This window comes from Vitreimonas flagellata, assembly GCF_004634425.1.
GTDB classification, from domain to species: domain Bacteria; phylum Pseudomonadota; class Alphaproteobacteria; order Caulobacterales; family Aquidulcibacteraceae; genus Vitreimonas; species Vitreimonas flagellata.
This window is the reverse complement of sequence record NZ_SBJL01000002.1, coordinates 814,368-833,101: the sequence shown is the minus strand read 5'-3', so window position 1 is coordinate 833,101 and position 18,734 is coordinate 814,368. Positions and strand designations below refer to the sequence as shown.

General features: G+C 62.8%; 21 protein-coding genes. 13 read left to right on the top strand and 8 right to left on the bottom strand.

What is annotated here, in order from left to right; all coding sequences use genetic code 11:
* Positions 1-63: 63 nt before the first annotated feature.
* Positions 64-594 carry a protein-export chaperone SecB gene (gene secB, locus EPJ54_RS11980; RefSeq protein ID WP_135211940.1) on the top strand — a complete coding sequence of 177 codons (531 nt, stop codon included), beginning with the start codon at positions 64-66 and terminating at the stop codon, positions 592-594.
* On the opposite strand, the gene dnaQ is transcribed toward secB, so the two are convergent.
* Genes dnaQ through EPJ54_RS11955 form a run of 5 tightly spaced genes read right to left on the bottom strand, consistent with a single transcriptional unit; the run spans position 591 to position 4,175 of the window.
* Entirely contained in the window at positions 591-1,334 is a 744-nt protein-coding gene (gene dnaQ / locus EPJ54_RS11975) for a DNA polymerase III subunit epsilon (protein ID WP_135211939.1), read from the bottom strand. The two genes, secB and dnaQ, sit on opposite strands and share 4 nt — an antisense overlap.
* 9 nt (positions 1,335-1,343) lie before the next feature.
* Positions 1,344-1,937, bottom strand: a complete 594-nt coding sequence (gene coaE / locus EPJ54_RS11970; protein WP_135211938.1) for a dephospho-CoA kinase — start codon at positions 1,935-1,937, stop codon at positions 1,344-1,346.
* Positions 1,934-2,758 carry a shikimate dehydrogenase gene (gene aroE / locus EPJ54_RS11965; protein ID WP_135211937.1) on the bottom strand — a complete coding sequence of 275 codons (825 nt, stop codon included), beginning with the start codon at positions 2,756-2,758 and terminating at the stop codon, positions 1,934-1,936. Before aroE ends, coaE begins: the two co-directional genes overlap by 4 nt.
* Entirely contained in the window at positions 2,755-3,345 is a 591-nt protein-coding gene (locus EPJ54_RS11960) for a Maf family protein (protein ID WP_135211936.1), read from the bottom strand. The genes aroE and EPJ54_RS11960 overlap by 4 nt, the downstream gene beginning before the upstream one ends.
* On the bottom strand, positions 3,342-4,175 hold the full coding sequence (locus tag EPJ54_RS11955; protein WP_135211935.1) for a pyruvate, water dikinase regulatory protein: 834 nt from the start codon (positions 4,173-4,175) through the stop codon (positions 3,342-3,344). The genes EPJ54_RS11960 and EPJ54_RS11955 overlap by 4 nt, the downstream gene beginning before the upstream one ends.
* A gap of 345 nt (positions 4,176-4,520) precedes the next feature.
* On the opposite strand from EPJ54_RS11955, the gene hemE reads away from it, so the two are divergent.
* The 5 genes from hemE to EPJ54_RS11930 all read left to right on the top strand — a co-directional run bounded on the left by hemE (position 4,521) and on the right by EPJ54_RS11930 (position 9,321).
* Positions 4,521-5,558 (top strand): uroporphyrinogen decarboxylase, encoded by a 1,038-nt coding sequence (hemE, locus tag EPJ54_RS11950; protein WP_135211934.1) that lies wholly within the window; start codon positions 4,521-4,523, stop codon positions 5,556-5,558.
* Positions 5,559-5,614: 56 nt separating this feature from the next.
* Positions 5,615-6,649, top strand: a complete 1,035-nt coding sequence (hemH, locus tag EPJ54_RS11945) for a ferrochelatase (RefSeq protein WP_135212116.1) — start codon at positions 5,615-5,617, stop codon at positions 6,647-6,649.
* Positions 6,650-7,120, top strand: coding sequence for a CopD family protein (locus EPJ54_RS11940; RefSeq protein ID WP_239590891.1), 471 nt, complete (start codon positions 6,650-6,652; stop codon positions 7,118-7,120). It begins immediately after the preceding gene.
* A gap of 190 nt (positions 7,121-7,310) precedes the next feature.
* Complete coding sequence (gene rho, locus EPJ54_RS11935) at positions 7,311-8,603, top strand: transcription termination factor Rho (RefSeq protein WP_135211933.1); 1,293 nt, start codon at positions 7,311-7,313, stop codon at positions 8,601-8,603.
* 112 nt (positions 8,604-8,715) lie between these two features.
* Positions 8,716-9,321 (top strand): glutathione S-transferase family protein, encoded by a 606-nt coding sequence (locus EPJ54_RS11930; RefSeq protein WP_135211932.1) that lies wholly within the window; start codon positions 8,716-8,718, stop codon positions 9,319-9,321.
* Position 9,322: 1 nt separating this feature from the next.
* Here the strand turns inward: EPJ54_RS11930 and EPJ54_RS11925 are convergent, their stop codons facing one another.
* Genes EPJ54_RS11925 through EPJ54_RS11915 form a run of 3 tightly spaced genes read right to left on the bottom strand, consistent with a single transcriptional unit; the run spans position 9,323 to position 11,963 of the window.
* Positions 9,323-10,294: a quinone oxidoreductase family protein gene (locus EPJ54_RS11925; protein ID WP_135211931.1), complete on the bottom strand. Its 972-nt coding sequence runs from the start codon at positions 10,292-10,294 to the stop codon at positions 9,323-9,325.
* Positions 10,295-10,329: 35 nt separating this feature from the next.
* Entirely contained in the window at positions 10,330-11,274 is a 945-nt protein-coding gene (locus EPJ54_RS11920) for a glycerophosphodiester phosphodiesterase family protein (protein WP_135211930.1), read from the bottom strand.
* Positions 11,271-11,963: a dienelactone hydrolase family protein gene (locus EPJ54_RS11915; protein ID WP_135211929.1), complete on the bottom strand. Its 693-nt coding sequence runs from the start codon at positions 11,961-11,963 to the stop codon at positions 11,271-11,273. The genes EPJ54_RS11920 and EPJ54_RS11915 overlap by 4 nt, the downstream gene beginning before the upstream one ends.
* Before the next feature lie 82 nt (positions 11,964-12,045).
* On the opposite strand from EPJ54_RS11915, the gene EPJ54_RS11910 reads away from it, so the two are divergent.
* The 7 genes from EPJ54_RS11910 (at position 12,046) to EPJ54_RS11880 (ending at position 18,633) form a co-directional block, all read left to right on the top strand.
* Positions 12,046-12,297, top strand: coding sequence for a DUF6489 family protein (locus EPJ54_RS11910; RefSeq protein ID WP_135211928.1), 252 nt, complete (start codon positions 12,046-12,048; stop codon positions 12,295-12,297).
* 21 nt (positions 12,298-12,318) lie between these two features.
* The gene (gene mnmE, locus EPJ54_RS11905) at positions 12,319-13,638 is read left to right on the top strand and encodes a tRNA uridine-5-carboxymethylaminomethyl(34) synthesis GTPase MnmE (RefSeq protein WP_135211927.1); all 1,320 of its coding nucleotides are present in this window, start codon (positions 12,319-12,321) and stop codon (positions 13,636-13,638) included.
* 124 nt (positions 13,639-13,762) lie between these two features.
* A complete protein-coding gene (gene mnmG, locus EPJ54_RS11900) occupies positions 13,763-15,634 on the top strand; it encodes a tRNA uridine-5-carboxymethylaminomethyl(34) synthesis enzyme MnmG (protein ID WP_135211926.1) in 1,872 nt (623 codons plus the stop codon).
* The gene (locus EPJ54_RS11895; RefSeq protein ID WP_239590890.1) at positions 15,631-15,981 is read left to right on the top strand and encodes a DUF3088 domain-containing protein; all 351 of its coding nucleotides are present in this window, start codon (positions 15,631-15,633) and stop codon (positions 15,979-15,981) included. The genes mnmG and EPJ54_RS11895 overlap by 4 nt, the downstream gene beginning before the upstream one ends.
* Positions 15,978-16,625 (top strand): 16S rRNA (guanine(527)-N(7))-methyltransferase RsmG, encoded by a 648-nt coding sequence (rsmG, locus tag EPJ54_RS11890; protein WP_135211925.1) that lies wholly within the window; start codon positions 15,978-15,980, stop codon positions 16,623-16,625. The genes EPJ54_RS11895 and rsmG overlap by 4 nt, the downstream gene beginning before the upstream one ends.
* A gap of 24 nt (positions 16,626-16,649) precedes the next feature.
* Entirely contained in the window at positions 16,650-17,438 is a 789-nt protein-coding gene (locus EPJ54_RS11885) for a ParA family protein (RefSeq protein WP_135211924.1), read from the top strand.
* Positions 17,439-17,523: 85 nt separating this feature from the next.
* Positions 17,524-18,633 (top strand): ParB/RepB/Spo0J family partition protein, encoded by a 1,110-nt coding sequence (locus EPJ54_RS11880; protein ID WP_135211923.1) that lies wholly within the window; start codon positions 17,524-17,526, stop codon positions 18,631-18,633.
* Positions 18,634-18,734: the final 101 nt, after the last annotated feature.

Below are 18,734 nucleotides of genomic sequence, written 5' to 3'. Positions count from 1 at the left end.
TGCTGTAGCCCTTGCCTATGTTAGCGCCCGATTTCCAAGCTTTTCCTTGCCGAGAGTTGGCGCATGAACCCGCAAAACGCGCCGGAAGGCCCCTTGCCTCCAGCCGATTCCCCTCATCTGCGCGTCCTGTCCCAATATGTGAAGGAACTTTCATTCCGCAATGCGATGGCCGCTGCGGCATCTCAGGCCTACGACGTGCAGCCCACGATCGATATGGGCGTCGAGGTCAAGTCTCGCCCGATGGGCGAACGAAACGAGGCCGTTGAGGTCGATCTCTGCATCAATGTCCAGGCGCGCCGCCAAGACGCGATCATGTTCTCGGTCGATCTCGTCTATTCGGGCTTGTTTCAATTCATGAATGTGCGGGCCGACGACGTGGAGCCGCTGATCTGGATCGAGTGCCCGCGCCTGCTATTCCCATTCGGCCGGCAGATCCTGGCCGAGATCACCCGCGAAGGCGGCTACCCGCCCCTGCTGATCAATCCGATCGATTTCACACCGCTCTATTGGTCTGAACTGCGCGAGCGCCAGGAGCGCGCGGCGGCTGCAGAAGGTCTGCCTCCGCAAGCGGCGGCCGGCGGCGCGGGCTTCTAACTTCCGGTCTTCAACCAGATGGCTTTGTCGCCAAGTTTGGCGACGAACGCCGCATGCGCTTCGGCCTCTTCGGTGCTGCCCCGAGCGCCGAGCGGAACAGGCCGCTGCGCCCGCCGCACCAATTCGATTGGCATTTGGTTTGCCGCGTCCGACATCGTCGTCTCTTCGGTCTCGAACACCAAGCGTTGTTCGCGCCCGCCTTTGAGGTGGAGGTACACCTCGGCGAGGATGCGCGAGTCGACGAGCGCGCCGTGACCGCCCGGCCCTTTGCGCGAGGCGAGATCGAAGCCGTAGCGATCCAATTGGAAGCGCCGCGCCAACGCGTCGAGCGAGCATGAGGCGCCGGGGAATTTCTTGCGCGCAATCGCCAGCGTGTCGACGAAGCGCTCGGTTTCCAGCTCGGCCATTTTCAGGCGACGCAGCTCGGCATTGATAAAGCCGCGGTCGAACGAAGCGTTGTGCGCGACCAGCGGCGCATCGCCGACGAACTCAATGAAGTCCGCCACGATCTCTCCGAAGCGCTTTTGCGTTTTCAGAAAGTCGCCGCGCAGACCGTGCACGCGCACGACTTCTTCGGGCACATCGCGATCTGGATTGATGTACGCGTGAAACTCGCGGCCGGTGCGCTCAAGATTGAACACCTCGACGCAGCCGATTTCCACGATGCGGTCGCGTTGCTTTTCGTCGGCATGGTCCGGGAAAACGCCGGTCGTTTCCGTGTCAAACAGGATTTCGCGCATGAATCCGGGCTAAATCTGTTCGCGCAGCGCGTCCAGTACGCCCCTGACTTGGGATCGCGTGGTCTCGAAATCAGCACCCGTATCAATGACAAAATCGGCCCGAGCGCGCTTTTCCGCATCCGGCATTTGCCGCGCCAGGATAGCCTCGAACTTTTCCGGACTCATGCCAGGCCGCGCCAACACACGGGTGCGCTGCACATCGGCGGGCGCCGAGACCACGACTGTCTTGTCCACATACTTGGCGCCGTTGCCCTCAAACAGGAGCGGAATGTCCAGGATCACGACGGCTGCGCCAGCCTCGCGATTGTCCTGCAAGAATTGCATTTGTGCGGCGCGGACCAGCGGATGGACGATGGCTTCAAGCTGCTTGATCGCAGCTTCGTTGCCGACGACACGCTTGGACAGCGCTTCACGATCGATGGCGCCGTCTTTCGTGACGCCGGGAAAGGCGGCTTCCACGGGCGCAACCGCCGCGCCGCCCGGCGCATACAACGCATGCACGGCCGCGTCCGAGTCAAAGCCCGGTGCGCCCTCCTCCGCAAACATTTTCGCGACGGTCGATTTGCCCATGCCAATCGAGCCGGTGAGGCCGACAATGATCATGCGCCGAGCGCCGCGAGCAGGCGCTCCCGCGCCTTCTTCGTATCTGGTTTCACGCCGAACCAAAGCTCGAACGCACGCGCGCCTTGGTGGATCAGCATGCCGAGACCGTCCATCGCGACGAGACCGCGGGCGCGTGCGGCGCGCAAAAATTCTGTTTCGAGCGGCTTATATACAATGTCAGACACGATCGCATTCGCACGGCAAAACTGCATCGGCCAGGCGTGCGAGTCTTGGCCGGTCATGCCAAGCGTTGTGGTTTGCACAATGAGATCCGCCGCCCCGAAGCCGCGCTCCAGATCTTCCCAGCGCAACACGCGGCCGTTCGGCACGGCGCTCGCCGCGGCTTCCGCGCGCGCAAGCGTGCGGTTGGCGAAATGCACGGTGTCCGCATAGGCCGACAGCGCTTTGCCAACGCCCAGCCCTGCCCCGCCAGCGCCTATAATGAGGACGCGGCTCACGCGGCCGCGCCAATCCGGCGCGGTTTCGGTGAGCGAATCGATGAAGCCAACGCCGTCCGTGTTGAAAGCGGACAGCGTGCCGTCTTCTTCCCAACGCAACGTATTGGCGACCTCGGATTCACTGCGATCAGCGGCGCGCGCGGCCGCTTCCTTGTGTGGGACGGTGACGTTAAGCCCCATGAAACCGAGCGCCTTCATCGATCGGATGACACTCGTCGCGTCTTCGCTCTTGAGCGGCAGCGCGGTGTAAACGGCGTCCAATCCATGATCAGCGATCCAGCCATTGTGCATTACCGGCGACAGCGAATGCCGCACCGGATCGCCGATCACAGCGAGAAGTTTCGTGGACGCGGTGACGTTCATTTCGCCACCACGCCATGCTCGCGCAAGAATTGAAGCAACGGCAGCAGCGGCAGTCCAAGCACAGAGAAATAGTCGCCGTCGACACGGTCGAAGAGTTGCGCGCCCAAGCCCTCAAGCTGATAGGCGCCGACGGATTTAAGCGCTTCCTCGCCAACGCGCGCCAGATAATCATCAATGAACGCATCCGAGAACGGTCGCATGCGCAGCCGCGGCGTTTCGATGTGGCGCCATATAATGGAGCCTTCGCGCGCAACGACAGCAGCGCACAGAAGTTCATGCGTTTTGCCACGCATACGCATTAGGTGCGAACGCGCTTCGGCGATGTCCTTCGGCTTGTCGAGCGTTTCGCCATCGATCGCGAGCATCTGGTCCGCGCCAATAATGAAGCCAGACCGTTTCCGTGAAACAGCGAGCGCCTTCAGTTCAGCCAACGCATCGGCTTGTTCGCGGGGTTTCAGACCTTCGGCGCGGAGGCTGGCCTTGGCCCCCTCCTCATCGACACGCGCAACCTCAACCTCAAACTCGAGGCCAGCGGCGGCGAGCACTTGACGGCGTATAGCGCTGCCGGAGGCGAGCACGAGACTCATTCTTCTCTATGCTCCGCCAGCAGATTGAGCACGGCTGCGGCCGTTTCTTCGATCGAACGGCGCGAAACGTCGATCGTCGGCCACCCTTCCCGCTCGAACAATTTTTGTGCTTCCATCACTTCGCGACGCACATCCTCTTCATCTGTGTAAGAGCCCGCGCGGGTTTCCTTCATCGCAGCGAGACGATTACGGCGAATGCCGATAAGACGATCTGCGGAAATGAGGAGGCCCACGACCAGCGGTCGATCTGGCCTGAACAATTCTTCCGGCAGCGGCACACCCGGCACCATCGGCACGTTCGCCGCCTTCACTCCACGGTGGGCAAGATAGACGCTTGTCGGTGTCTTTGAGGTGCGGCTCACGCCCACAAGAATGACGTCGGCATCCATTAACTCGACAGCTTGCTGCCCGTCGTCGTGGTACATGGCGAAATCCAGCGCATCGATGCGCTTGAAGTATTCCGCGTTGAGCTTCCTGGCGGCGCCGACGCGATGGTTCAGTTCAAGCCCGAGGTACCGGGAGGTGACATCGAGCACCGGATCGAGCACCGCGACGCAGGGCATCTCCATCTCCGCACAGGCCTTTTCGAGCAGCGCGCGATGTTCAAGATTCGATAGCGTGAACATAACGACGCCGGGCGCATCTGAGATTTCCTGGATCACCCGCTCCAGCTGCCGCACAGAGCGCACCAGGAAATAGGAGTGTTCCACGGGCATGATATTGTCGAACTGCGCGCAGGTGGCGCGCATGACTCCCGCCAGCGTCTCACCGGTCGAGTCCGACACGAGGTGGACATTGAAATAGATGGCGAGGCGGTCACGGGTGGGCATGGGCAGCCCTCATATCAGGCGTCGCGCCAATGTGGACAAGTTGTTGATTACAGGGCCAGCAAAGCCGGTGAAGAGAACGAACAGCCCACCCTGCCCCGGATTCACTTCTCCTCATGCGCGATTCCTCCCAGGGCTCTCCACAATGCGACATCGTGGGAAAAAAGGAATCGTCGGGGGTACTCGACAGGGCCAAGTAATTCGGCGTTAACGATAATTCGTCTGGCGCCGGGACGGACAAGTATGTGGACAGCATGTGGAGATCGAAATTCTCCCGGTTTGCGTATCCCCACAACAACGAGTCATCTCTAATCAGATTTCTAAGTTTATTTAGTTTGGAAGAAGGTCATGGCCGATCGGGAAAGCATTCCCGCTCTCTTGCGCGTCTTGAAGGGAGAGAGGCTAGACCCTCCTCCGATTTGGATCATGCGGCAGGCAGGGCGCTATCTCCCGGAATATCGGGAGCTTCGAACGCGGGCGAAGAACTTTCTCGATTTCTGCTATTCCCCTGCCCTGGCGACGGAAGCGGTGATGCAGCCCCTGCGGCGTTTCCCGCTCGACGCCGCGATCCTGTTCTCGGACATTCTGGTGATCCCGGACGCTTTGGGCCGGGCAGTCTCGTTCGTGGAGGGCGAAGGACCGCGGCTGAAGCCTTTGGTCGACGAAGAGACTTGGCGCTTCGATGATCCGGAGCGCGCGCTGCAACGGCTTTCGCCCGTCTATGAAGCCGTGGAACGGATCAAGGGCGCGATCCCGAAGGATATCGCGCTGATCGGGTTCTGCGGCGGTCCGTGGACGGTCGCCACCTACATGCTTCAAGGAAAAGGCGGCGAAAAGGATCGCTCGCGTCGGGCTGTGTTCGAGCGACCCGAGGATGTTGAGGCGCTCTTGGATGTGCTCGTGGAAATGAGCGCCCAGCATTTGGCCAAGCAAGTGCAAGCTGGCGCCGATTGCGTGCAGATTTTCGAGAGCTGGTCCGAGGGCCTCTCCCCCCTCATGTTCCAGCAGGTCATTATCGGCCCGACGCGAAAGCTCGTGCAGCGGCTGCGTGTGCTTGGCGTCACCGTGCCGATCATCGGTTTTCCGCGTGGAGCTGGCGCGCAGCTGGAAGCCTACGCCAACGAAACGGGCGTCAACGCACTCGGCGTGGATACGCAAACGCCGGCGGATTTCGCTTTCAAGGTCGCGCCGGATGGCATGGCGCTGCAGGGTAATCTCGATCCGCAAGCGATTGTCGCTGGTGGCGAAGCCTTGGAACGCGCTGCGCGTGACGTGCTGATCGCGTTTAAGAGCGCGCCGCATATCTTCAATCTCGGCCACGGCATTACGCCGGAAGCGACGCCCGAAAACCTCGCACACTTGGTGCGCGTGGTAAAAGGCCAATGAGCGCAATTCCGCTCGAAGATGACCAGGCGCCGGAGCAAGGCCCACGGCTGCGTGCGATGTCGTCTCGGCGCGTCGCGATCATCCTGTTCAATCTTGGCGGACCTGACAAACAAGAGTCGGTGCGCCCGTTCCTATTCAACTTGTTCAACGACAAAGCGATCATCAGTGCGCCACAGCCAGTGCGTTTCCTGATCGCCCAATTGATTTCACGCACGCGCGAAAGATTGGCCAAAGCGAATTACGCGTTGATGGGCGGCGGTTCGCCGATCTTGCCGGAAACTGTGAAACAGGCCGATGCGCTTGAAACGGCAATGGCCAAGCGCGTGAACAACGTCACGTTCAAGTGCTTCCCAGCGATGCGCTATTGGAAGCCGTTCACGAAGGGTGCCGCGCAAGCCGCCGAAGCTTGGGGCGCAACCGATGCGATTCTACTGCCGCTCTATCCGCAATTCTCGACCACAACCGCGGGCTCATCGCTGAAGGAATGGCGGCGCCATAGCGACCTGCCCTGCTCCACGATCTGTTGTTATCCAGCTGGCGAGGCCTTCGCAGAAGCGCACGCGGACGCGATCTTGAAGACGTGGCGTGAAGCGGGTTCACCTGCGAAGCCGCGTGTTCTCTTCTCGGCGCACGGCTTGCCACAGCGTGTGATAGACGCCGGCGATCCCTACCAATGGCAGGTCGAGCAAAGCGTCGCCGCGGTGAAGAAGCTGCTGCCGGCAGATTGGGAGACCCGCGTCTGCTACCAATCGCGCGTCGGTCCGCTGAAGTGGATTGGCCCCTCCACAGAAGAGGAAATCCACGCCGCCGGCAAAGACGGCGCGGGCGTGATCGTCTCCCCGATCGCTTTCGTCTCCGAGCACGTCGAGACGCTGGTCGAACTCGATATTGAGTACGCGCAACTGGCCAAGAGCCTGAACCTGCCATTCTATTTGCGGGCGCCAGCGCCTGGGGCCGCCCCGCGTTTCATTGACGCGCTGGCCCATGTGGTTGAGCGCGCCCTTGCCTGTCCGGGCAAAATGCAGTCAGAGAACGGCGGTCGGCTCTGCCCGGCGGCATGGGGCCAGTGCCCCCAGGGGAACACGCGGTAAATGGATCACGTGATTGGCTACGACCTCGCCCGAGGTCTCCACATCATCGCCGTGATCGCCTGGATCGCGGGCCTGCTGATGCTGCCGCGCTTCTACGCCTACATCACCTCCTCCCAGCCTGGCGGCGAGTTGGAGGCGGCCATGCTGAAGGCCGCCCGCAGCCTGCGCCTGATCATTCTGACCCCCAGCATGATCCTGGCCTGGGCGTTCGGCCTCTTTCTGTTCGCGACCTACATCTCCGGCGATTGGACCCGACCGATCCCGGAAGTGATCGCCACGGTGCCGCATTGGTTCTGGGGCAAGCTTATTTTGGTCCTGGGCTTGAGTGGCTATCACGGCTTCCTATCTGCGGAGGGTCGCCGCATCGCCCAAGGCCAGCGGCGGCGTTCCGAGAAGTTCTGGCGGCTCATGAGCGAGATCCCGTTCCTCGTGGCCATCGCCGCTGTGCTGCTGGCGACACTCGAACCCTGAACCTGCGATCCGCCGTTAAGCTCGGCTTGACGCTCCCGGCGCTATGTGGTGTCCATTCTTGCGAAGCGCGCTTTCCCAAAGCGCGTGTGCGACGGCGGCGCCGCAAATCTCCAAACCGCCGGAATCTCTTTCCACCTGATGGCCCTGCCCGCGCGAACCTGCGCCCGCAGTCCGTCTCCCTGAGAAAACTATGACTGAAGAACAAGCACTCGAAGGGCTCACCTCGCTCACGCTGCAGGAGCTCAAGCGCAAGCCGGCCGCCGAATTGTTGGCCTTGGCGGAATCCCTTGAGATCGAGGGCGCCAACACGCTGCGCATGCAAGACATGCAGGCCGCGATCCTGAAGCACGTCGCCGACCGCGGCGTCGAGATCGGCGGCGCCGGCGTCATCGAAATTTTGTCGGACGGCTTCGGTTTCCTGCGCTCGCCGCAATCGAACTACCTGCCTGGCCCTGACGACATTTATGTGTCGCCACAACAGATACGTAAGTTTGGTCTGCGCACCGGCGATACGGTCGAAGGCCAGATCAAAGCGCCGAAAGACGGCGAGCGTTATTTCGCGCTGACTAAAGTCAACTCGATCAATTTCGAAGACCCGGACAAAGTCCGCCACAAAGTCCACTTCGACAATCTGACGCCGCTCTACCCGACTGAGCGTCTGAAGATGGAAATCGAAGATCCGACACTGAAGGACAAGACCGGCCGCATCATCGACATCGTCGCGCCGATCGGCAAAGGCCAGCGCTCGCTGATCGTCGCGCAGCCGCGGACGGGTAAGACCGTCATCATGCAGAATATCGCCAAGGCGATTGAGAAGAACCACCCGGAAGTTTATCTGATCGTTCTGCTGATCGACGAACGCCCGGAAGAAGTCACCGACATGCAGCGCACGGTGAAGGGCGAGGTCGTGTCCTCGACCTTCGACGAAAAGGCGGAGCGTCACGTCGCTGTCGCTGAAATGGTGATCGAGAAGGCCAAGCGCCTCGCCGAGCACGGCAAGGACGTCGTCATCCTACTCGACTCCATCACCCGCCTCGGCCGCGCCTACAACGCGACCGTGCCCTCCTCCGGCAAGGTGCTGACGGGCGGTGTGGACGCGAACGCATTGCAGCGTCCGAAGCGCTTCTTCGGCGCGGCGCGCAACCTTGAAGAAGGCGGCTCGCTCACCATCCTCGCCACCGCGCTGATCGACACCGGCTCGCGCATGGACGAAGTCATCTTCGAAGAGTTCAAGGGCACGGGTAACAGCGAACTCCAACTCGACCGCAAAGTCGCGGACCGCCGCATCTTCCCGGCCATCGATGTGCTCAAGTCCGGCACGCGGAAGGACGAACTCATCACGCCGAAGGAGCACCTGCAGAAGATGTACGTTCTGCGCCGCATCCTCTCGCCGATGGGCACGCAGGACGCGATCGAGTTCCTGCTCGACAAGCTGAAGAGCTCGAAGAACAACGACGACTTCTTCCAGTCGATGAACACGTAACCGCTCGTAGAAATGCGATGGTTCGACCAAGAGGCGCGGCGCAAGTCGCGCCTCTTTCGTTGCCGGCTGGTCGCCGTAAGTGCTATTCCCTCGTCAAACGAGGGAGACGGCCATGCTCAAAATCTACCATTCCCAAGGTGCGCGTTCGTTGCGCGTGCTGTGGCTGTGCGAAGAGATGGGCGTGCCATACGAGACGGCGGAAGCCTCCTTCTTCAAACCCAGCGACGAATTCAAATCGGCGAACCCGTTGAAAACGGTGCCGGCGATGCAAGACGGCGACGTCAGCATGATCGAGTCCGTGGCGATGATGATCTACATCATGGCCAAGTACGGCCCGACCGATCTCGAGGTGAAGCCGCACGAAGAGGGCTATGCGGACTATCTGCAGTACATGCTCTTCGGCGAAGCGGGCATGGCGGCTTACGGCAACCCGCTCGTCGCCACGCGCTACATGGCGCCCGACGATCAGAAGAAGAATTGGACTGTCGACTATCTCAAGGGCGCGATCGCCAAGCGGCTTGCGTTCACGGCCGAGCGCCTGGGCGGCAAATCTTATGTCGCCGCCAATCGCTTCACCGCGGCCGACATCTCCGTCGCCTATGTGATCAGCGTCGCCAAGTTCGCCGGCATCGATGACGTGGTGCCCCCAGCGATCCAGACCTATTACGAGAACCTCGCGCAACGCCCCGCTTTCCAGCGCGCCGCGGCGGTGAAGTAATCTAGGGCACGAGCACCAAGCTGCCGGTCGTCTTCCGCGCTTCCAGATCACGGTGCGCTTGCACAGCGTCCGCCAAGGCGTAGCGCGTTGGCGGCGCGATCTTCACGGCGCCCAATCCAATCACCTCGAAGAGATCGGCTGCCGTCTCATCGAGATCAGCGACGCTCGCGGTGTAGTGATTGAGTGTTGGGCGGGTCAGGAAGAGCGAGCCCTTTTGCGCGAGCAAGAGTGGGCTGAATTCCGGCGCGGGGCCCGATGCGTTGCCGTAGCTCACCATCATGCCGAGCGGGCGCAGACTATCGATCGACGCCATGAACGTGTCTTTGCCAACGCCGTCATAGACGACATGCGCGCCCTCGCCGTTCGTGATTTCGCCCACGCGCTTTGCGATGTCGTCGCGCGCTTGCACGATCACATGATCGGCGCCGAGCGCTGTTGCGATCTCTGCTTTCGCATCGCTGCCGACGACAGCAATCACGATCGCGCCGAGATGCTTTGCCCATTGCACGGCGATCTGACCAACGCCGCCAGCGGCCGCGTGGATCACAACAACATCGCCGCGTTTCACGCGAAACGTCTTGCGCAAAAGATAACGCGCAGTCATGCCCTTCAACATTGCGGACGCAGCGACGTCGAACGAAATCGCCTGCGGCACATGCACTGCGCGCGTTTCCAGGAGCGTGTGCGTTTCAGCATAAGCGCCAACAGGCGCAGTGCCGCTCGCAACGCGATCGCCGATTTGGAATCGCGTGACCCTCTCACCGATCGCTTCGACAACACCAGCGAATTCTTGGCCAATGCCGGTGGGCATCGGCAATTTGTACAACCCGCCGCGATGGTACGTGTCGATGAAGTTCACGCCGATCGCGTGAATGCGCACGCGGATCTCGTTCGGTTTCAGCGCGGGTTCTTCAACATCAACGAGCCGCATCACATCCGGCCCGCCGACCTCTTCAACGCGAATGGCTTTCATCGATCGCTCTCCAACATCTCGCGTTGATATGGGGATCAGTTCGTCGTCGCGCACTGCATAGCGGCGAGACCATCCACACCGTCGTTCGTGTCCAAATCGCGAGAGGCCTCAATCGGCCGGTCCGTCGCGATGAGTTGCAGCCCTGTCTCGGCGAACGCCGCGTATTGATCCTGGCCTTCCCGCTCAAAGCGACCGTCCCACGAGCGCTCCGGATTGCCGAGCGTGCCGAACATCGCCTCGACGCCGCGCTGCGCCAGCGCGATGTTGAGCGCGGAGTTCGGCTCCTCCGTGCCCGTCCACGCCAGCACCTTGTTGAGATCGACGCCGCGTCGCTCCAGCGTGTCGAGATCGCGCGCGTCATCGATAGAGACCGAAAGCATCAATTCGGGCGCCAGATTGTGGACGCGTACGGCGGCGTCATCGCTATAGGTGATGAACACGACGCGATCCTCTGCGCCGGCGGCGCGCACCTCAGCGACTACGTCTTCGTAGGAGACGCCCCGCTTCACATCGAGCTCAAGGATTGCACGCCCGTCGGCCCAATCCAAAGCTTCGCGAAGTGTCGGCACGCGTGCGTCAAGCGGTTGGCCGTTCTCATCCTCGAGCTGGAGTGCTTGGATTTCCGCGAGCGTGTGATCGCGTACGAGGCCCGTACCCGTTGTCGTGCGATCAAGATCGTCGTCATGCATCAGCACCAAGACGTTGTCGCGCGTGCGGGCGATGTCGATCTCCAGCAGAGCGGGCGCTTGGCGCACAATGTTCTCGAACGTCGGGATCGCGTTCTCGGCAAAGCCGGGCGATGGCCCGCCGCGATGCGCAGCGACGATGGTGCGGCCGCTGTCGCGCAAGCAATCGAAGAAGGCGCCGATGTCGGCCGGCGCCAGAGCCTCAACGGCTGAGGGGGTAACGTCGGTCGCGGGGCTCGTCGGCGCATCGCACGCCGCAAGCGCCAGCGCGCCAATCAACAGGAGCCGCTTCATACGAGGCGCGCCTTGAAGAACGCGATGGTGCGATCGTCGGCGGTCTTGGCGTCGGCCGCATCGTAATTCTTGCCGCCTTCGCGTGTGAAGGCGTGATCGCGCTCCGGGTAATCATGCAGCGTGACGTGGCTGTTGGCGCTCAGGCCATCCTTCATCTGCTTCTGCGCCGGCGGCGGCACGAAGCCGTCCTTGCCGGCGATGTGCAGCATCAGCGGCTGACGGATGTTCTCCGCTTCGCCGAGGAAGTTCGGAATGTTGACGCCGTAATAGCCGACGCTGGCGTCGGCGTCCGTGCGCGTGGACGTCAGGTACGCCAGCAGGCCGCCCAGGCAATAGCCAACAGCGCCCACTTTGCCGCCATCCACCAGACCGCGTGCGTGATCGATCGTGGCCTGGATGTCTTTGACGCCGGTCTCGATATCGAACCGCTTCATCAGATCCATTGCCTTGGCCCATTCGGCTTCGGACTGGTCGGTGATGTCGACGTCTTTCTCGAGCCGCCAGAACAGGTCCGGCGCGATCGCCAGGAAGCCCTGGGACGCCAGCCAGTCGGCCTTGCCGCGCATCACGGCGTTCACGCCGAAGATCTCCTGGATCGCCACCACGGCGGCTTTGGGCGCTGCTGCGGGCTTAGCCAAATAGGCGCGGAAGACGCCGTCAGGGCCTGCGATCTGTACCCATTCACCCATGCCTTGATCTCCATCCTGTCTTGGGGCTTCGCCAGGCGTTATAGACGCTCACAGCGACAAACGCGCGAGAGGAATTGGGGCCATGAAGTTCACCGTCAATGTCGAATGCTCGCCGGAGGAAGCGCGCCGCTTCATGGGCCTGCCGGACGTCACGCCGATCAACGAAAAGCTCGTCGAAGAGATGGGCAAGCGCATGGAGAAAAATCTCCAGATGATGAGCGGCGAAGCGATGATGAATTCGTGGATGAGCGTCGGCACGCAAGCGCAAGACGCGTTCGTGAAGCTGATGACGAGCGGCGTCAGCGGCGCTGCTGCTTCACGTGAAAAGCCCTAATCGCGCCTTAGAGAATTTCACATGAAACGCGACACGATCGTCGCGCTCGCAACGGGCGCTGGGCGCGCAGGCGTAGCGATCGTGCGTATCTCTGGTCCGCATGCGCGCGATGTGTTGAGCGCGATAACAGCGCGCGAAATTCCGTCACCACGCATTGCTGCGAGACGCGCATTTTTCGCGCCAAATACGCGTGTTTCGATCGATGATGGTCTCGCGGTTTTTTTCGAAGGCCCTGCGAGCTTCACTGGCGAAGACGTTGTCGAGCTGCACGTGCATGGCGGCGTTGCAGTGATCGCTGCGATCATCGACGCGTGTCTTGTACAAACCGGAGTCCGCATCGCCGAGCCTGGCGAATTCACGCGTCGCGCGTTTGAAAACGGCAAGCTCGATTTGGCGGAAGCGGAGGGCTTGGCTGATCTGGTTGACGCCGAGACCGAGGGCCAGCGTCGACAGGCTTTACGCCAAGTGCGCGGTGTGTTGAGCGCTGTCTATGAGGGCTGGCGCACGCGGTTGATCGAGGCGGCGGCCTTGATCGAAGCGGAGATCGATTTCCCGGATGAGGACTTGCCGGGCGCGCTGGCGCAGCGGGCGGGTCCGATCCTAGGAGCTCTGGCTGCTGACATGGGCCGGCGCCTCGATGACGGCCATCGCGGCGAGCGCGTCCGCGACGGCTTCCGCATCGCCATCATCGGCCCGCCCAATGCCGGCAAGTCGAGCCTGCTGAATGCGCTGGCCCAGCGCGAGGCGGCGATCGTCTCGGACATTCCCGGCACGACCCGCGACGTGGTCGAGGTCCGCCTGGTGTTGGCGGGCTATCCGGTCTGGATCGCCGATACGGCGGGGCTACGCGAGGCTGCAGACGCGATCGAGGCCGAAGGCGTGCGCCGGGCGCTGGCGCGGGCGGAGGAGGCCGATCTGCGGATCGCCGTGGTCGAGACGGGGGCGGGTATCCCTGCCGAGGTGCAGGCGGCGCTCCAGCCGGACGACATTCTCGTGCGCTCCAAGGCCGATAAATACCCGGCGCATGGCTCCGGCGAAATGCTGGAGGTGTCGGTCAAAACCGGAATCGGCCTGCATTTGCTTGAAAGCCGGATCAACGCCCATGTCGCCGAAGCGCTGGATCGAGAAGAGGCCCCGGTCCTGACCCGCGCTCGGCATCGGCGCTTGGTGGAGGAGGCGCTGGCCGCCCTGCGCCGTGCGGTCCCGGCTTTGGATGCCGGGCCGGAGCTAGCGGCTGAAGACGTCCGGGCTGCCGCCCACGCCATTGGCCGGCTCACCGGGCGGATCGACGTTGAGGATCTGCTGGGCGAGATCTTTTCGAGCTTCTGCATCGGCAAGTAGGCCGCCCCGACCCCGGGGGTTCCACGCGAAACAGGTTTCCGGGCCTTTAGGGCGTTCCATGTGAAACGATCCAGGATTGGAGCCTCGCGCGCAGCCCCCATTTGCGCTATGAGACGCGCCCTCCATGACCCACGGAAACACCAGCCTCGACGTCATCGTCATCGGCGGCGGCCATGCCGGCTGCGAGGCCGCGGCGGCGTCCGCGCGCCTGGGCGCGCGCACGCTGCTCCTGACGCATAAGCTCGAAACCATCGGGGAAATGAGCTGCAACCCGGCCATTGGCGGTCTGGGCAAGGGGCATCTCGTCCGCGAGATCGATGCGCTTGATGGGGTGATGGGCCGGGTGGCCGACGCCGCCGGCATCCAGTTCCGGCTGCTCAATCGCTCCAAGGGCCCGGCCGTTCGCGGCCCCCGCGCCCAGTCCGACCGCAAGCTCTATCGCCAAGCCATGCAGGCAGCGCTGGCGGCGCAGGAGGGGCTCTCGATCGTGGCTGCGGCCGCCGAGGACTTGGTCGTCCAAGGTGGCGTCGTGGCGGGCGTGACGACCGCCGATGGACAAACCTTCGCTGCCTCCCGTGTCGTGCTGACCACTGGCACCTTTCTGAAGGGCGTCATCCATATTGGCGACAAGCGCATCCCGGCGGGCCGGCATGGCGAGGCCCCGGCGATTGGGTTGTCGGACCGGCTCTACGCGACGGGGTTCGCGATGGGGCGGTTGAAGACCGGCACGCCGGCGCGGCTGCAATCCAGCTCGATCGATTGGGCCTCGCTGGAGAAGCAGTTCGCTGACAACGAGCCGTCACCGTTCTCGTTCCTAACCGACAAGATCACCAACCCGCAGGTCGCGTGCGGCGTCACCTACACGACCGCCGAGACCCACAAGCTTATCGAGCAATCGCTGTCGAAGAGCGCGGTCTATTCGGGCGCGATCAGCGGGCGGGGGCCGCGCTATTGCCCGTCGATCGAGGACAAGGTCGTCCGCTTCGCCGACAAGTCCGCGCACCAAATCTTCCTCGAACCCGAGGGGCTCGACGACGACACGGTCTATCCCAACGGCATCAGCACATCGCTGCCGGAAGACGTGCAGGAGCAATTCATCCGCACGATCCCTGGGCTCGAGAATGTCGTCATCAAACGCCACGCCTACGCGATCGAGTACGATTACGTCGATCCGCGCGAGCTGATGCCGACGCTGGAGACGAAGCGCATCGCGGGGCTCTATCTCGCCGGCCAGATCAACGGCACGACCGGCTACGAAGAAGCCGCAGCGCAGGGCTTGATCGCAGGCCTCAATGCGGCGCGCGCCGCAGGCGGGGGCGCGCCGTTCGAGGTGACGCGCGCCGAAGGCTATATCGGCGTGATGATCGATGACCTCGTCACGCGCGGTGTCACCGAGCCGTATCGCATGTTCACGTCGCGCGCCGAGTATCGCTTGTCGCTGCGCGCCGACAATGCCGATCAAAGGCTCACGCCGAAAGGCATTGAGCTAGGCTGTGTGGGCGCGGAGCGGACGCGTGTTTTCGCCGGCAAAATGCGGGAAATCGAAGCGGCGCGCGCATTGGCGAAAACGCTGCAGCTGACACCGGCGCAAGCGCAGACACACGATCTGAAGGTCAACCAAGACGGCGTGCGCCGCGATGTGTTGGCGCTGCTTGCGTATCCCTCGATCGACTATGCGCAGCTCGCCGCGATCTGGCCGGAGCTGAATTCGCTGTCGCGCCAAGCGCGCGAGCAGCTTGAAATCGACGCGATGTATTCGGGCTATCTCGAACGCCAGGCGCTCGACGTCGAAGCCTTCAAGCGCGACCAAGATCTGCGCCTCGATCCTGCGCTCGACTATGCGAGTGTCGGCGGCTTGTCGAACGAAGTGCGGGAGAAGCTGACGCGCGCCAAGCCTGTCACGCTCGGCCAGGCGTCGCGCATCGAAGGCGTCACGCCGGGCGCGCTCACGGCATTGCTGGCGCATGTGAAGCGCGAACAGAGGAAGCGGGCATGAGCTTGAAGCGAGACACGCTCTTCATCCTGCGCGCGCCGTTTGAGGATGCGGCGATGGAGGGGACGTGGTTCTGCACCGCGTGCGCGACGATGGAGGGTGCGTTGCTGGCCAACCCGCATTGGGCTGCACGCATCGACGTAAAGCGCATGCCGCACCCGCGGCCGCGCCACGACATCATCGTGCTGATCGGCGAAGAGAACCAATCCATGCCGGTGCTCGTGCTGGCCGATGGTTCGACGCCGCCGGAAGACGCCAAAGTGTTCGAGGGCCGCTATTTCCTCGATGAGCCCAAGCCCATTACACGCTATTTGGCCGCCACGTATGGCGGAGCAGGGCCGCATCCGTGAGCTATGGACTGGCTGAGTTCACGCGCGATCTTGGGCTGCCCGTTTCACAAGAAACAGCTCAACGGCTGGAAACCTTTCGCCGGCTGCTCGCCGAGTGGAACGAGCACACCAATCTGGTCGGGCCGAAAGAGCTTGATCTCTTCTGGTCGCGCCACGCGCTGGATAGCGCCCAGCTGCTCCGCATCGCCCCGCCGGAGGCTAAGCGCTGGATTGACCTGGGCTCGGGCGCTGGTTTCCCGGCGCTCGTCCTGGCCTGCTTCCTGGCCGAGCGTGAGGGCGCGGTGGTCCACATGGTGGAATCCATCGGCAAGAAGGCCCGGTTCCTGAATGAGGTAATCCAAGCCGCAGGTCTGCCGGGGCAGATGTTCAACCTCCGGATCGAGGATTTCGGCGCCGGGTCCGGACGGTATGATGTGGTGACGGCCCGCGCCCTCGCGCCCTTGAACCGACTCATCCCCTATGCGAAGCCGATTCTCGATCGCGGCGCGCAAGGTCTCTTCCATAAAGGCGCTGACCTAGACGCCGAGATGGCCGCCGCGAACGACGCTCTAAGTGGTGGGGCGTACCAGGCAGATGTGCTGGAAAGCCTTAGCGATCCGCGCGGCCGCATTGTTCGTGTCACGAAGGCGTCCGCGCGTTCCTAAGGCTCCGAGAAGGAGTGGTGGGACATGCGCGCTTTGGCGATCGCCAACCAGAAGGGCGGGGTGGGTAAGACAACCACCGCCATCAATCTCGGCACCGCTTTGGCGGCGGCGGGCAAGAGCGTGTTGATCTTCGACACCGACCCGCAAGGCAACGCCTCGACCGGTATCGACATCCATCCTGAAGACCGCAAGATCACGTCCTATGACGTGCTCGTGGGCAATCACACTTTGTCGAAGGCGATCATGCCGACGAAGGTGCCGAGCCTTTATATCGCGCCAGGTGACGCGAACCTGTCGGGCGTCGAAACTGAATTGATGGCGGGCGGTCGCGCGCAATTTCGTTTGCGCGATGCGGTCGCGCAATTCCGCGCGGAATCGCAGCTCAATATCGATTACATGCTGATCGATTGTCCGCCGTCACTGAACGTGTTGACGGTGAATGCGCTGACAGCCGCCGATGCTGTGCTGGTGCCGCTACAAGCGGAATACTTCGCGCTCGAAGGTCTCGCGCAATTGGTGGCGACTATCAACGCGGTGAAGGCCAATCTCAACACTACGCTCGAGATCCAAGGTGTGGTGCTGACAATGTACGATAAGCGCACCACGCTGAGCGAGCAGGTGGCCAATGAAGTGCGCACGCACTTCCCGGACAAAGTCTATGAAACGGTGATCCCGCGGAACGTGCGGATCAGCGAGGCGCCGAGCCACGGGCTACCGGCGATCATCTACGATCAGAACGCTTCGGGTAGCAAAGCGTACATCCAGCTTGCCAAAGAACTGATCGAACGGGAGCGCAATCTACAGGCGGCGTAGATTTCGGTGGGAAATTTTTACCCGTAGGTAAGACCTGCCTAGCGAAAATTTAAGCATACCGAATCGGGTCGGGTAGGAGCAGGGCATGAGCGATTTAAGACCACGGGGGCTGGGGCGCGGGCTGTCAGCATTGCTGGGCGAGCCTGTCCGTACCGAGCCGCCGGCCGCTCAGCCGACGCCCGTGAACTCCTGGGCCCAGCCGCAAGCCGAACCGCCGCGCGCGCCGATCGAGCCGCCGCGCAATGTGTTCGAGCTGCCGATCGCCGCGAACAATCCGCCGCAACCTGCGCCGGCCCCTGCTGCGCCGAGGTCTGTGTTCGGCGAACCGGCCGCCCCGCCAGCTGTTCCTGTTGCGCCTGCCGCACCCGCTTCGGCCCCGCCCCAGGCCGCCGCAGGGGAGGCCGGCCCGCGCACGATCTCGATCGACCTGGTGCAACGCAACCCGCAACAGCCGCGTAAGCACTTCGACGAAGCCGACCTGACCGAGCTGTCGAATTCGATTCGCACGCACGGCGTGCTGCAACCGATCCTCGTGCGCCCGATCGCCGATGGCCGGTTTGAGATTGTCGCCGGTGAACGTCGTTGGCGCGCTGCGCAACGCGCCGGACTGCACACGATCCCCGCGGTGGTGCGCGACCTCAACGAAGTTGAAGTCGTCGAAATCGCGATCGTCGAGAACGTCCAGCGGACCGACCTGAACCCTATCGAAGAAGCGCAGGGCTTTCAGGCTCTGATCGATCGGTTTGGCCGCACGCAGGAAGAGATCGCCGAAGCCGTCGGCAAGTCGCGGCCTCATATCGCGAACATGCTGCGCCTGCTGAAGCTGCCGGACGACCTGCAAGAGATGGTGCGCGACGGTCGCCTCAGCTCCGGCCATGCCCGAGCGATCCTGACCGCGCCCGATCCGCGTGGCCTCGCGCAACGCGTGCTGAGCGAAGGGCTGAACGTCCGCGAAGTCGAGCGCCTTGCCCAGCAAGCCAAGGATGAAAAGCATGGGCCCCGTGCTGGCGCGGCTGCGCCGGTGGCTCTTGCCGAGAAGAGCGCCGATACGCGCGCGCTGGAGCAGAGCTTGTCGAATGCACTCGGCCTTGAGGTGACGATCACCGACAAGGGCGGCGCCGGCGAACTGAAGGTCAGCTACAAAACGCTCGAGCAATTGGACGACGTCATGCGTCGTCTGCGCGGCGGCTTCTGAGCTTCGGGAGGAAGCCCGGCCCGGCACAGGGCAGGGCGGATGCAAATCGTGAAACGTCGAAGGGCGCGGTGTTGGCCACCGCGCCCTTCTTCTTGAACCTC